The organism is Rathayibacter sp. Leaf296 (genome assembly GCF_001423045.1).
GTDB lineage: Bacteria > Actinomycetota > Actinomycetes > Actinomycetales > Microbacteriaceae > Rathayibacter > Rathayibacter caricis.
In genome coordinates this window covers 279,591-292,161 of sequence record NZ_LMNR01000003.1, presented here as the reverse complement: position 1 = coordinate 292,161, position 12,571 = coordinate 279,591, and the positions used below count along the sequence as shown (strand labels likewise).

Here is a 12,571-nt window from a genome sequence, read left to right as displayed (position 1 = left end):
ATCACGACGAAACCCGTGACCTTCTTACTCGATGGGGGCGAGGTGGCAGCGGAATGGGCGGAGACGAGAACATCCTCCGACATCGGCGTCGTTCTCGTTCTCTGCGGAGCAGATTCGAGTACTGCGGCATTTCTGCCGGATCTCACTGAACGGCTGAGTAACGCCGGCTACGCTTCAGTTCATCTCGCGACCGAGAGCGAGCTGAAGGCGGCGCAGATCGCGGAAGCACTGGCTCAACTACACAAGTCTCGTCCCAATATCCCTCTTTCACTCATCGCTTTCGGCAAGGCGGGAACAGAAGCGTGGAGAAGTCTTGTCTTAGCACATGACATTCTGACGTCCGTGGGGCTAGTTTCCTGTTCGCTTCCGACGCCGCGACCAGACTTTTCTCTGTTCCCGGAAGTCGCCGTCCGCGGAATCTATGCCGAGGCCGGCGCCACATACGCGAGCAGTTACATGGACGCGCACCTCGGAATGGCAGCCGTCGGAACTCCGCACGACTTCATGATCTACGGCGCCGGGGTCACCGACGATTTCTACGATCCCAGCTCCCCCTATTATCACGAGGGTACGTGGTCTGCAACGCAGGACAACATCCTCGATTGGCTGGAAGTCCGCGGCTACCTCGGGCGGCCCGAAGGCATTCAGGCCGCGCACGACCACTGACGAGACCGCAGAGATGGCCCATCTAGAGGCGCCGGTGGGAGAGTGCAGGCACGTCCAAGCCCCGCGGCGCGCACCGGCCCCATCGAACCGCCCGCCTGTGAACCCGCCATAGGGCTGCTCGCCAGCGATCGTGAAGAGATGGGCTTGGGGATTGTCGGCGTGATGTAGAACTGCGACTCCCGCCCGGGCGAGAAGTGCCCTCGATATTCTCGCGAGCATGACGACCCGCGCTCGGATCATCCTCACCGTCTGGCTTCTCCTCCTGGCTGCTCTGTTCGCCCTGCCGGTGGCGGGCGGCTTGTACGAGGCTCGGACGATGGAGGGGTCCTGCCTGTCGGACGTCGCTCGAGCGACGACGGGTCCCGGCGACAGCGCCGATGGGGACGTCCGCGCTCGGATCAGCCGCTTCCCGCTTGGCCTCGAGTGCACGTTCACCAACGCATCCGGCACCGAGGTCGTCATGGGTCCGGGTTGGCTGTTGACCACCTTCGCTGGGGCAGCGAGCCTTTTCGGGCTCGCAGCGATCTTGACGATGGTCAGGCCGTCGCACCGTCTGGCAGTCGCGGAGACTCGACGTATCGGCGCTCTCCACCATCACGGTTGAGTGAATATCAACGCTCCTTCAGCCGGCAGCCTTGGGATTCCTCGATTCGGATGGATTCGTCACGCGCGTTGCGAGTCTCGTAGTCCGCCGCGGCACTACTAGATCGCTGTCACTCCGAGAAGCGCTGCTCGGCTGAGGGACTCCGTCGCGAGCGCGATCGGACCCTACGTCGTCGGCACCGCAGTCGCATCGACGACGACGAACGCATCGAGGATCACGTTCGTCCCCGTGGACGCAGGATTCCGCCCCGTCCCCCGAGAAACCGTGACCGAGTGCGGCCCCGCGGCCAAGGGCCCGCTGCTCCACACCGTCTGCTTCGCCCGCGTCGTCGCGCTGTACCGGTCGACGCTCGCGACCTTCACCCCGTCCAGCTCCACCTCGTTGATCCCCGACGAACTCGTGAGACGACTCACCCAGCTCACCCCCGTCCCCGTGAACCACAGCGTCGCCGACGCGCCCGCCGAGCTCGAGTGCGCGATGCTCCCGCCGCTGTCCGACGCGGACGTCAGCGTCGACCACGTCCCGGTCGTCACGATCCGGTCCGACCCGTTCTCATACGTCCCCGCGCCCGGAAGCGCTGTCGCGGGCGGTGGCACGGCGTCGGTGACGACGAACGCGTCGAGGAGGAGGTTGGAGCCGGTGGCCGCGGGGTTGCGGGTGGTTCCGCGGGAGACGGTGAGCGTGTGGTCGCCCGCGGGGAGCGGCCCGCTGCTCCACACCGTCTGCTTCGCACGGGTCGTCGCGCTGTACCTGTCGACCGTCGCGACCTTCACGCCGTCGAGTTGCACCTCGTTGATGCCGGAGGACGAGGTGAGGCGGCTCACCCAGCTGATCCCCGTGCCCGTGAACGCGAGAGTCGCCGAGGCACCCGCCGTGCTCGAGTACGAGATGCTCCCTCCGCTGTCCGACGCCGACGTCAGCGTCGACCACGTCCCGGTCGTCACGATCTCGTCCGAGCCGTTCTCGTACGTCCCCGCGCCCGGGAGCACCGCCGACGGCTCGCTCACCGGTCCCTCGGCGAGCCACCGCGTGAAGTACTCCAGCATCTCCTTGTTCGTGAAGCTCGGAGCGGCGTGCCCGTTGGTGCCCTCGCCCGGGTGGGAGCGGAGGGTCGCCTCCTTCGCGACCGGCAGCGCGGCCGCGTGCAGCGCCATGCCGTGCATCGCGAACGGCACGACGACGTCGTCCGGAGAGCCCGTGATCCGGAACCGCGTCCCGCGCCAGACCTCCTGCTGAAGACGGGCGGGATTCGCGGCGGCGATGGCCGCGGCGTCGGGGAAGTACGGCAGCACCTTCTGCGGCTCGCTGGCCGCGCGCTCCTCCAGGTCGTAGGAGCTGCTGGTGAAGTACGCACCGAGGATCCGCGGGAGCATCCGGTTGCCGTAGGCCCAGGCGAGCAGCGGGCCGCCACCGGAGTCGGAGCGCAGCAGGCTCGCGTCGATGCGCCAGACCGACGACGCCCACGCGGCCACGGCGACCTGGATCTCGATCGCCCGGGCACTGGTGTAGGTGCCGCCGCCGTAGGTCGGGCAGATGCTGACGATCCCGCGGTCCACCGCCAGGTCCGCCGAGTAGGCGAAGGCGCTCGAGAGCGCGGTGTGGTTCGCGTTGAGCGAGTGGTAGTACCAGAGCATCGTCGCTCCGACGCTCTGCGAAGGCGGGGCCGCGTGCGGGACGAAGAGCCGGGACCGGTCTCCCGCGATGACCACGTCGATGATCTCGTAGCGCTTCCTCCCGGTGCGCGAGGTCGCGGTCGCCATCCGGGACACCTCGCCGGGGAGCTTCGGGACCGCGCCGAGGTCGCCCGCGGCGACAGCCGGGGTGGCGAAGGCGACCGTTCCCGCGCCGGCCACGGAGGCGGCGAGGATCGTCCGCCTGGACGGAGTCCTTCTCTCAGACATCGTCGTCGAGCCTCTCCGCTCGTCTCTCTGCGAAGACGAACGACCGAGAGGAGGGAAGAGATGCAGACGCCGAGCGGCTGCTCGGATCCCTGGTGCGGCCTGTGCTCCGAGGAGTGTAGGCAGGGGGCCGAACGGATGTCACGGGTCTTGCGCGAAGTCGCCCGGCCCGGATCGAGGGCGGCTCCGCCCACTGATCGCGCCGGTGTCGGCGTGGCGGTGACACTGCGTCGGAGCCCTCTCAGACAGGACCGGCGTTCCGCCACACGGAGCGGCATCCTCCACGACCAGCGGCCGCTACCCGCGCCCCTCCGCCGACTCCCGCCCCTCCGCCACCCGCATCGTCCCGCCCGCCTGCGCCGCGAACGCCCGCGCCGTCGCCGCGATCGTCCGCTGCATCACCCGAACGGCCGCCGTCGGCGCCAGATCCGCCGGCCGCGCGAGGCTGATGGTCCGGGTCAGCCGCGTCGGCTCCTCGATCCGCACGGACCGCAGCCCCGGTCGCCCCTGCAGCACCATCGCCGGCACGATCGCGACGCCGAGGCCCCGCTCGGCGAAGCGCAGCACCGCGTCCATCTCGGCCCCCTCCAGCACGACGTCGGGCGTCAGGCCGGCCGCCGAGAACGCCGCGTCGGTCGTGCGGCGCAGGTCGTAGCTCGAGTTGAAGACGATCTGCGGCAGGCGGGCCACGGCTGCCAGATCGAGCGCGCCCGACTCCGCCAACGCGGGCTCCGCGGCCGATGAGACCACGACGAGCTCCTCGACGAGCAGCGGAGTCACGGTGAACGCACCGAGGGCCGCCGCGGTCGACGTCGTCACGAGCGCGAGATCGAGCTCGCCCCGGGCGAGGCGGTCGAAGAGGCTGCGCGAGCCGTCCTCGGCGAGGTGCAGCTCGATGGCGGGGTGCGCCGCGTGGAACGCGTGCAGCACCTCGGCGACGAGGCTGATGCAGAGCGTCGGAGTCGCGCCGAAGCGCACCCGGCCGCGCTCGAGTCCGGCGAGTTCAGCCAGCTCGCGGCGCACCGACTCCGCATCGGCCAGCATGCGCCGCGCGAGCGGCAGGAGGAGCTCGCCGGCCGAGGTGAGTGTGTTGCCCGCGCGGGACCGGTGGAACAGCTCCGACCCCAGATCCTGCTCCAGCGCGGCGATCTGCCTGCTCAGCGAGGGCTGCGCCAGGTGCAGCGACTCGGCTGCGCGGGTGAAGCTGCCCGAGCGCGCGATCTCGACGAATCCGGTCAGCTGCTCGAAGTTCACGTGCATAGCCTACGCGCATCATCTACACGCGAAAGATGCATTGGAGTAATCGACGCCCGAAACCTAGCATGGAGTCATGACCACTTCAGCGACCACCACCCCGGAGCGCCGGATCTCCACCTCCGTCCTCGTCATCGGCACCGGCGGCTCGGGCCTGCGCGCCGCGATCGAGCTGGCCGAGGCCGGCGTCGACGTCCTCGCGCTGGGCAAGCGCTCGAAGTCGGACGCCCACACCTCGCTCGCCGCCGGCGGCATCAACGCGGCTCTCGCCACGATGGACCCCGACGACAGCTGGCAGCAGCACGCCGCCGACACCATCACCGAGTCGTACCTGCTCGCGAACCCCCACACCGTCGAGATCGTCACGAAGAACGCCGCCCGCGGCATCCAGGACCTCGAGCGCTACGGCATGCCGTTCGCCCGCGAGGACGACGGCCGCATCTCGCAGCGCTTCTTCGGCGCCCATACCTACCGCCGCACCGCCTTCGCGGGCGACTACACAGGCCTCGAGATCCAGCGCACGCTCGTCAACCGCGCCGCTCAGCTCGAGATCCCGATCCTCGACACCGTCTACGTCACGCGCATCCTCACCAACGAGGACGGAGCCGTCTTCGGCGCCTACGGTTTCGACCTCGTCGACGGCACCCGCTACCTCATCCACGCCGACGCGGTCATCCTCGCCGCCGGCGGCCACAACCGCATCTGGCGCCGCACCTCCTCGCGCCGCGACGAGAACACGGGCGACTCGTTCCGCCTGGCCGTCGAGGCCGGCGGCCGCCTGCGCGACCCCGAACTGGTGCAGTTCCACCCGTCGGGCATCATCGAGCCCGAGAACGCGGCCGGCACGCTCATCTCCGAGGCGGCGCGAGGCGAGGGCGGCATCCTCCGCAACGGCCTCGGCGAGCGCTTCATGCACAAGTACGACCCGGAGCGGCTCGAGCTCTCGACCCGCGACCGCGTAGCGCTGGCCTGCTACACCGAGATCAAGGAGGGTCGCGGCACGCCGAACGGCGGAGTCTGGCTCGACGTCTCGCACCTGCCGCGCGAGACGATCATGACCCGGCTCCCCCGCGTCTACCAGACGATGCTCGAGCTGCAGATGCTCGACATCACGACGGACCCGATCGAGATCGCGCCGACCGCGCACTACTCGATGGGTGGCGTCTGGGTCCGCTCCGACGACCACAGCACCGACGTCCCCGGCCTCTACGCTATCGGCGAGGCCTCCAGCGGACTGCACGGCGCGAACCGGCTCGGCGGCAACTCGCTCATCGAGCTGCTCGTCTTCGGCCGCATCGTCGGGCAGGCCGCGGCGGAGTACTCCGCGTCTCTGACCGCGCAGACCCGCTCGGCGGCGTCGCTGCAGGTCGCCCGCGACGAGATCGCCGCCCTGCTGGCCGCCGACGGCACCGAGAACGTCCGCGCCCTGCAGCGCGCCATCCGCAACACGATGACCGAGCACGCCGGAGTCGTCCGCGACGAGGAGGGCCTGCTCGCCGGCCTCGCCGAGCTCGACGCGATCGAGGCGCGCATCTCCGACATCGGCGTGCACCCCGACATCGCCGGGTTCCAGGACCTCGCGCACGCCTTCGACCTGAAGTCGGCCGCCATGGCCGCCCGCGCCACCCTCGAGGCCGCCCTCGAGCGCCGCGAGAGCCGCGGCTGCCACAACCGCAGCGACTACCCGGACCTCGACCCGGCCCTCCAGGTGAACCTGGTCTGGTCCCCCGCCACCGGGATCACCCGCGAGCAGATCCCCGCGGTCCCGGAGGAGATCCAGTCCCTCATCCGCGAGGTCGCCACCGCGGGCAAACTGCTCGAGTAGTCGGGCACGCCCCTCCACGACGCCGGCCCGGTGCACATCGGGCCGGTGTCGCGTCGTCTGCAGTGGACGCCCGAGGCTCTCAGACTGTGCCGGGAGGTGCTGAGCCCTCAGGGACCGGCACGACCGCGCCTGTTCGACGGTCGACCAGAGGGGTGCCGACAGGCCACGGGTCACCGGTGATGCGGTAGCCCGCGGAGGTCTCCTGCGCGAGGCGGTCGTCCGCGAACCGACCCAGGACGACGCAGGCGATGACGCCGATGACGAAGGCGGCGAGCAGACAGTAGTGCGGCACGGCGACGACGGGCTGCTGCCTGACCGGGAGAGGCAGCAGCCACACCAGAAGGAGGAACGCGACCATCGATGCCGTTCCGGCGAGGGACACCCATCCGATGCGGATCAGGTGGCCCGTCGAATCGAGACCCGGGATCAGCGTCACCGAGGTGGGCCTGACCTCGGGTACGTCCTCGGCCGTTCCCGCAGCCGACGCGAGGAGCCTCAGGCGATTCGCGAGCACCGTGATCGTGACCTCGGGGAGGTACTGCATCCCCACGCCGCCGGGGCGCAGCGGGATCTCGACGGTGCGTGCTCGGTCGCCGTGCCGCACCCGGATGCGCAGACCGCCGAGCCTCGACGTCGGACTCGGGCCGTTCATCGCGACCACCCGACTCCACGGCAGCACCGCGCCCGGTGCCGGCTCGTTGCGATCGTCCCAGAACTCGAGGCCCTCGGCGGTCCCGAGGATCAGCGGATACTCGCTGCGACTGAGACGCGGGTAGTCGGGTGCCATCGCCCTCATCGCATCGAGCGCGCGGTAGTCCACTGCGGGATACAGCACGATCGCGTCCGCGCTGCGTTTCCTGAACTCGGCAGATGTCACGGACGGATCCTATGAGCGCCTCCGCAGTGACCCACCGCAGTGCGAGGTCCACTCTCGGCGCGGCTCGCGAGGAGCAGGGACTCAGTGCGGGCCGATTCCGTCAGCCGAGTTCGACGGGCTCCATCGGTGCCGGCTTGTCCGGGTTCTCCCCGTCGAGGATCGCGGTCACCATCCGCCACGCACGGTCGGACAACGAATCGCCCGGGTAGAAGTCCGAGAAGAACGAATCCGCCTCGTCGATCGTGCTGATGTCGCAGAGCACGAGGAGTCGACGGATGTCGTCCGTGTCCCGACCGGGACGATTCGCGCGCAGTTTCATGGCCAAGAGCGTCTCGGCGCCGGCGACCTCGATCACGATGAGACCGTCGTCGTGGATCGTCTCCCAGGTCGTCGGACGGCCGAGGAGCGGCTCACCTCCGGTCTCGGCTCCGGCGAAGTTGAGCCAACCCGCGCTCCATCCTCGTCGCAGTGCCACGCGGTCGGCTGCGGCCACGACAGCGGCATCGTCTCCTGGCCGCACAGGAAGCGCGTCGAGGTCGGCCGTACTGCTCCTGTCGTAGTGCCGGAGAGCCAGGGCAGCGCCTCCGACGATGCGCAGGCCCACGGGTTCTCCGGCACTGCGCAGCTCGACCACGAGCGCGCGGAGTGCGTCGATGAGATCCTCGCGATCGAACAGGGTCACTCAGACACTGCCGAACGTGTCGCGCCAGACGAGCACTCCGTGCTGCAGGAACTCCTCCGGCACGTCGTCCCTTCCGGGCACCGGATCGGCGACATCCACTCGCAGGACGCGGGACCGGCTCATCGTGCGACTCGGCTCGGCGACCCACTCGGGCGACGGGATGCGCTCCTGGCCGAGTCGCCACGCCACGAGGGCGGCGATCGCCGAGTCCCACACCTTCTCCCCCGTGCTCTCCGGCGTGGTCACCGCCAGCACGCCGCGGACGAGGCCCTTCTCTCCGAGCAGATCGTCGTTCAGCTGGATGAGGTTCCGCAGAGCACCGTGCCGATCACCGCGCCCGAGGCAGGTGCGGATACGCACCGCTGCGGTCGCCGCGTCGTCACGTCGCGTCGGAGCCGCGTAGAGGCGGTGCCCCGATCCGGAGAGCAGCCGGTCGACCGTGTCGAAGCGCGGGCTCTCCTGGTCGTGCTCAGAGCGCGACACGCGAGCCTGATCGAGTCCCGTCCGCTGAGCGAGTTGCTCCTGGGTCAGGCGACCGGATCTCCGGGCGGCGCGAAGGAGGACTGCTGCAGATGCCACTCTTGTCCTCCAATCATGCGTAATTCAGCATACTGCTGCTTGTTATCGCAGTAAGAGTGCCTTCGAGGTAGGCGCGAACCGCCGTTTCTCGGCACGGCTGCGATCACCCGCCGACCGGGCGTCGTCCTCCTCGACAGTGCGGAAGCAGGACGTACTGACGTCGCGCTGTCTCAGCGCGGCAGTACGCCGTCCGGACTCCGCCACTCCGGATGCCGCTCCTCGACCTGGCCCTCCACGTCGTCCTGGGTGCCGGTCCGGAGCCCGAACGGGCTCTTCAGATCGATCTGCACGCAGCCCTGACCTCGGGGTTCCAACCGGCGGCGGGATCTCCGGAGTCGTTGACGCCCGGGACACTCGCTCTCTACTCTTCACTCACCACGGCGGCTCGATCGCCGCCCCCGCGAGTGGCATCGGACCTCCGCAGCCACCCGGAACTCCTGAGTTCCGCCAGGACTCCCCGGTGCCGCCCGGACCCGTCCTCCGACCCGACCTGCGGCCGAGGACGCGACTCCGCGGCCCGTCGAGCTCAGTTACGCAAGCAGACGATCCGGACGCACCTCTCCGCGAACACTCGTGATCCCTGTGCTCCGGCCCTCTGATCGAGGTGGGATCGGTCGCCGCGAACCGGTGGTCCGGCACGGACGGTGACGGCGACGAACGGATGCCCCGGCCGCGAGGACGAACACGAGAGCGATGAACGACCATGAGGAACATCCGTGTCACGAGCCGGGCGATCGGCGTGCTCCTGCCGGCAGCCGCCGCCCTCGCTCTCTCCTCCTGCCAGTACGCCGATGACGGTGCCCGCCTCCTGAAGGGCGCCCTCACCGAGTCCGCACCGATCGTCAGGTCGCTCCCTCTCGGTGCGGACGACGCAGCGCTGGCGAGGTCGGCCGTCCTCTCTCTCGACGACGTCGACCAGGCGGTCCTGAGCCGCGCACGAGCCCTCGCGCAGGACGAGGACGTCCAGACCGCGGTCTTCTACGCCTGCAACCTCAGCGGTGTCGCCCAGGCCGATCCCGCCGACGTCGTCGCGGCGCTCGATTCCGCGGCCGACGCCGCGAGTGGGCGGGACGGGCTCGAGCTGGTCGTCAACGACGCGACGACCACCGCAGCGAACGTGACGTCAGCGACCGAGCAGACGGGAGTCATGACGAACGCCGCTGCCGTCTCCGTCGTCGTGTTCCAGCAGGTCTACTGCTGACCCCGCGCGCGAGGAGCGCCGCGCTGCGCCGGCGCCCCCCTCACTCCTCCGGCATCGAGAAGTCCGCGAAGTCGAACCCCGGCGACACCAGGCAGCTCACCACCGCGTCCTCGGTCGACGGCAGCGTCCGCTGCCACACGTCCGCCGGCACGAGCGCCTGCACCGCGAGCCCGTCGAACGCCGAACCCAGCAGCACGGTCTCGCCGTCCACCGGCTCCTCGCCGGTCCCGCCGAATTGCAGCGCCACCCGCCCCGGTCCGTTCCAGACCCAGGTCTCGGCCGACGACACCCTGTGCCACGCCGAGCTCTCACCGGCGGGCAGCAGGAACACGATGAGCGTCGCCGCCGGGCGCTCGCGCGTCGAGCCGTCGGGCGCGGTGAGCGTCAACCGCTCCGGAGACGTCCAGGTGCGCCGATACCAGCCGCCCTCCGGATGCGGTTCCAGACCCATCGTCACGGCGAGCGCCGGCCGCCGCACCCTCTCGAGCACTCGTCCGTCCACGCTCAGCCGATCCACCAGTTCGCCCGCCGGTTCCGCGCCCATCGGACCTCCTTCATCGAGGTGACACTCGTGCCCCGGATTCCACTCTCGCAGCGACCACGTCGTCCGCAGCGTCGGCTCGCAGAACAGCTTCGGCTCGCGAGAACATTCAGCCCCTGCGAGCCGAACGCGATCCCACGAGCCGGCCGAACCGCCTCTCAGCCCAGCTCCCCCAGCCGCCCGATCACGCCCTCGCCGAGCCGCGCCACGTACCCCTCCGGGTCCGGCCCCTGCGGCGACAGCTCCACGAGCGTGACGCCGATCGCCGCGTACTCCTCCATCGCCCGCACGAAGCCGTCGGGATCCCCGATCGGGTCCCCGCCGCCGATGATCGTCTTCGTGATCGCGTCGTAGTCGCGTCCGAGCTCGTCGCAGTGCCGTCGCAGCACGTCCAGCTTGTGCGCGACCGCCTCCGCTCCCGTCGCGAACAGGTTGCACGCGTCGCCGTACTGCGCCACGAGCCGCAGAGTCTTCTTCTCGCCGCCGCCCCCGATCAGGATCGGCGGTCCCGGCTTCTGGATCGGCTCCGGGTGGTTCAGCGTCTCGGCCAGCCGGTAGTGCTCGCCCTCGAACGGACCGTCGTCGTCGCTCCACATCTGCCGGCAGATCCGCAGCGTCTCCTCGAGCCGCTCGAACCGCTCCTTCAGCGGCGGGTACGGCACGCCGAGTCCGAGGTGCTCGCGCTCGTACCAGGCCGCGCCGATGCCGAGCATCGCCCGCCCGCCCGAGAGCACGTCGAGCGTCGTGACGATCTTCGCGAGCAGCCCCGGGTGCCGGTACGTCACTCCGGTCACGAGCAGCCCCAGTCGGAGCCGCTCCGTCCGTCCCGCGAGGAACCCGAGCGAGGTGTATCCCTCGAGCATCGGATCCTCGCTCGTCGCGAACTGCTCCATCTGGAAGTAGTGGTCCATCAGCGTGAACCACTCGCAGCCCACGTCCTCGGCCGTCCGCGCCGTGGCCCCGAGGATCGGAGCGATCCCTGGGCTGCCACCCGGCAGCGTGAAGTTCATGAAGTGGATGCCGACATCCATCGGGAGGTCTCCTGTCGTCCGGCGGAGCAGATGCGGGAGCGGTGACCCCCTCGACGAGTGTCCGCCGGTCCCCGATCCGACACGCCGCTGCGAGAACCGGTCCAGCGCGTTCTCATCGATGAGATCAGCGTCGGCGGGCGCTGTCCGGTTCTCGCTCCCCGGGCCCCGGCCCGCCCTCCACCGTGATGACTAGAACAGGGTCGCATCACCGATCGATGCGTTCTCGTCCCGGGTGAGAACGAGCAGGAACTTCTCGTTGATGAACAGCCTCTCCCGCCCGATCCGGACGTCACGGACGACCCCGCGATCTGCGAGCTCTCCCAGCCACTTCGCCGCAGTCTGACGAGTCACTCCGCACCGATCGACCACATTCGCGATCCGGCAGTACGGCTGCTCGAACAGGACATCCAGCAGATCCGAGTTCGCACCGGCGCTGGTCGCCCGTGCGAGAGAGCGTGCACTCGCCTGAACGGCGTCGACCGCGTCGATCTTCGCGAGCGTCGCGGCGGCAGTGTCGCGGACCACCTCGAGGACGAAGATCAGCCATGATTCCCATGCACCGCTCCTGGTGACATCGAGGAGGAGGCTGTAGTACTCGTCCTTCCGCTCGATGATCCCTCGCGAGAGGTAGAGGATCGGCTGTCGCAGCACCCCCGAATCGACGAGCATGAGGATGTTCAGGATCCGGCCTGTGCGTCCGTTGCCATCCGTGAACGGATGGATCGCCTCGAACTGATAGTGGGCGACAGCCATTCGCACCAGCGGATCGAGGCTCCGGGCGGTATGGACGAAGTCGGCCCAGTTGCTCAAAAGAGCGCGGAGCACGGGCTCACCCTCGGGCGGCGTGTAGATCGCCTGCCTCGTCAGAGGACTGGCGATGATCGTTCCAGGAAGATCCCGGATCCGCATGTCACGTCGATGGATCTGCGAGCAGATCTCGAGCGCGGTAGTCACCGACATCGGACGTCTTCGAATGCTCTCGATGCCGGCGAGGAGCGCCGTCCGGTAGCGAAGCGTCTCCTTCGTGTCAGCAGACGCCGAGGCTGCCTCATCAGCGGCGTGGCGGAACAGCTCGTCAGTCGTAGTGACGATGTTCTCGATCTCGGAACTCGCTTGCGCTTCGAGGAGAGGAATCGTGTTGATGAGCACGGCAGGGTTCGTCATCCGCGATGCAGCCTGATCCAGCGCCGCCAGAACCGATCGCGCTTCGATCACTGCTTTCAGGACGAGGGGTGTCTCGAGTTCCACTCCAGGAGGGACGAGCGGCAGACCGTTGTAGGGGCGCTCCGGAGTCCACGTCACGTGTCAACAGTAGAGATACGTCTCACCAACGTGTCAAAAGTGCGACACATTTTTGACACGTGCACAGGATCTGTTCGCCTCATCACCACGTCGTGCAGCTGGAGCCGCTCC

The 12,571-nt window shown here is 69.1% G+C and carries 12 protein-coding genes; 4 read left to right on the top strand and 8 right to left on the bottom strand.

Annotation, left to right across the window (positions count from 1 at the left end):
- Positions 1–15: 15 nt before the first annotated feature.
- On the top strand, positions 16–666 hold the full coding sequence (locus ASF46_RS19275) for a hypothetical protein (RefSeq protein ID WP_157602758.1): 651 nt from the start codon (positions 16–18) through the stop codon (positions 664–666).
- 217 nt (positions 667–883) lie between these two features.
- Positions 884–1,270, top strand: coding sequence for a hypothetical protein (locus ASF46_RS17845; protein ID WP_056868865.1), 387 nt, complete (start codon positions 884–886; stop codon positions 1,268–1,270).
- A gap of 164 nt (positions 1,271–1,434) precedes the next feature.
- Here the strand turns inward: ASF46_RS17845 and ASF46_RS17840 are convergent, their stop codons facing one another.
- Together ASF46_RS17840 and ASF46_RS17835 are read right to left on the bottom strand one after the other, a co-directional pair.
- Positions 1,435–3,171: a hypothetical protein gene (locus ASF46_RS17840; protein ID WP_157602755.1), complete on the bottom strand. Its 1,737-nt coding sequence runs from the start codon at positions 3,169–3,171 to the stop codon at positions 1,435–1,437.
- A 294-nt stretch (positions 3,172–3,465) separates the two neighbouring features.
- Positions 3,466–4,428 carry a LysR family transcriptional regulator gene (locus ASF46_RS17835; protein WP_056868863.1) on the bottom strand — a complete coding sequence of 321 codons (963 nt, stop codon included), beginning with the start codon at positions 4,426–4,428 and terminating at the stop codon, positions 3,466–3,468.
- Positions 4,429–4,498: 70 nt separating this feature from the next.
- Between ASF46_RS17835 and ASF46_RS17830 the strand changes: the two genes are divergently transcribed.
- Positions 4,499–6,247 carry an L-aspartate oxidase gene (locus ASF46_RS17830; RefSeq protein ID WP_056868862.1) on the top strand — a complete coding sequence of 583 codons (1,749 nt, stop codon included), beginning with the start codon at positions 4,499–4,501 and terminating at the stop codon, positions 6,245–6,247.
- Between the two features lie 79 nt (positions 6,248–6,326).
- Here ASF46_RS17830 and ASF46_RS17825 read toward each other — a convergent pair whose 3' ends face one another.
- From ASF46_RS17825 to ASF46_RS17815, 3 genes are all read right to left on the bottom strand, one after another.
- The gene (locus ASF46_RS17825; protein WP_157602752.1) at positions 6,327–7,124 is read right to left on the bottom strand and encodes a hypothetical protein; all 798 of its coding nucleotides are present in this window, start codon (positions 7,122–7,124) and stop codon (positions 6,327–6,329) included.
- 100 nt (positions 7,125–7,224) lie between these two features.
- Entirely contained in the window at positions 7,225–7,806 is a 582-nt protein-coding gene (locus ASF46_RS17820) for a hypothetical protein (RefSeq protein ID WP_056868860.1), read from the bottom strand.
- A complete protein-coding gene (locus ASF46_RS17815) occupies positions 7,807–8,385 on the bottom strand; it encodes a helix-turn-helix domain-containing protein (protein WP_162240198.1) in 579 nt (192 codons plus the stop codon).
- Between the two features lie 703 nt (positions 8,386–9,088).
- Here ASF46_RS17815 and ASF46_RS17810 point away from each other — a divergent pair.
- Positions 9,089–9,586, top strand: a complete 498-nt coding sequence (locus ASF46_RS17810; protein ID WP_056868858.1) for a hypothetical protein — start codon at positions 9,089–9,091, stop codon at positions 9,584–9,586.
- Between the two features lie 40 nt (positions 9,587–9,626).
- On the opposite strand, the gene ASF46_RS17805 is transcribed toward ASF46_RS17810, so the two are convergent.
- From ASF46_RS17805 to ASF46_RS17795, 3 genes are all read right to left on the bottom strand, one after another.
- Entirely contained in the window at positions 9,627–10,130 is a 504-nt protein-coding gene (locus ASF46_RS17805) for a cupin domain-containing protein (protein WP_082485650.1), read from the bottom strand.
- 155 nt (positions 10,131–10,285) lie between these two features.
- A complete protein-coding gene (locus ASF46_RS17800; RefSeq protein WP_056868857.1) occupies positions 10,286–11,158 on the bottom strand; it encodes an LLM class F420-dependent oxidoreductase in 873 nt (290 codons plus the stop codon).
- A gap of 189 nt (positions 11,159–11,347) precedes the next feature.
- On the bottom strand, positions 11,348–12,460 hold the full coding sequence (locus ASF46_RS17795; protein WP_056868856.1) for a Fic family protein: 1,113 nt from the start codon (positions 12,458–12,460) through the stop codon (positions 11,348–11,350).
- Positions 12,461–12,571 lie beyond the last annotated feature (111 nt).

Coding starts and splice junctions, on each gene's coding strand:
- ASF46_RS17840 (WP_157602755.1), bottom strand. CDS start 3,171: ATGTCTGAGAGAAGGACTCCGTCCAGGCGGACGATCCTCGCCGCCTCC.
- ASF46_RS17800 (WP_056868857.1), bottom strand. CDS start 11,158: ATGGATGTCGGCATCCACTTCATGAACTTCACGCTGCCGGGTGGCAGC.
- ASF46_RS17830 (WP_056868862.1), top strand. CDS start 4,499: ATGACCACTTCAGCGACCACCACCCCGGAGCGCCGGATCTCCACCTCC.
- ASF46_RS17810 (WP_056868858.1), top strand. CDS start 9,089: ATGAGGAACATCCGTGTCACGAGCCGGGCGATCGGCGTGCTCCTGCCG.
- ASF46_RS17845 (WP_056868865.1), top strand. CDS start 884: ATGACGACCCGCGCTCGGATCATCCTCACCGTCTGGCTTCTCCTCCTG.
- ASF46_RS17805 (WP_082485650.1), bottom strand. CDS start 10,130: ATGGGCGCGGAACCGGCGGGCGAACTGGTGGATCGGCTGAGCGTGGAC.
- ASF46_RS17835 (WP_056868863.1), bottom strand. CDS start 4,428: ATGCACGTGAACTTCGAGCAGCTGACCGGATTCGTCGAGATCGCGCGC.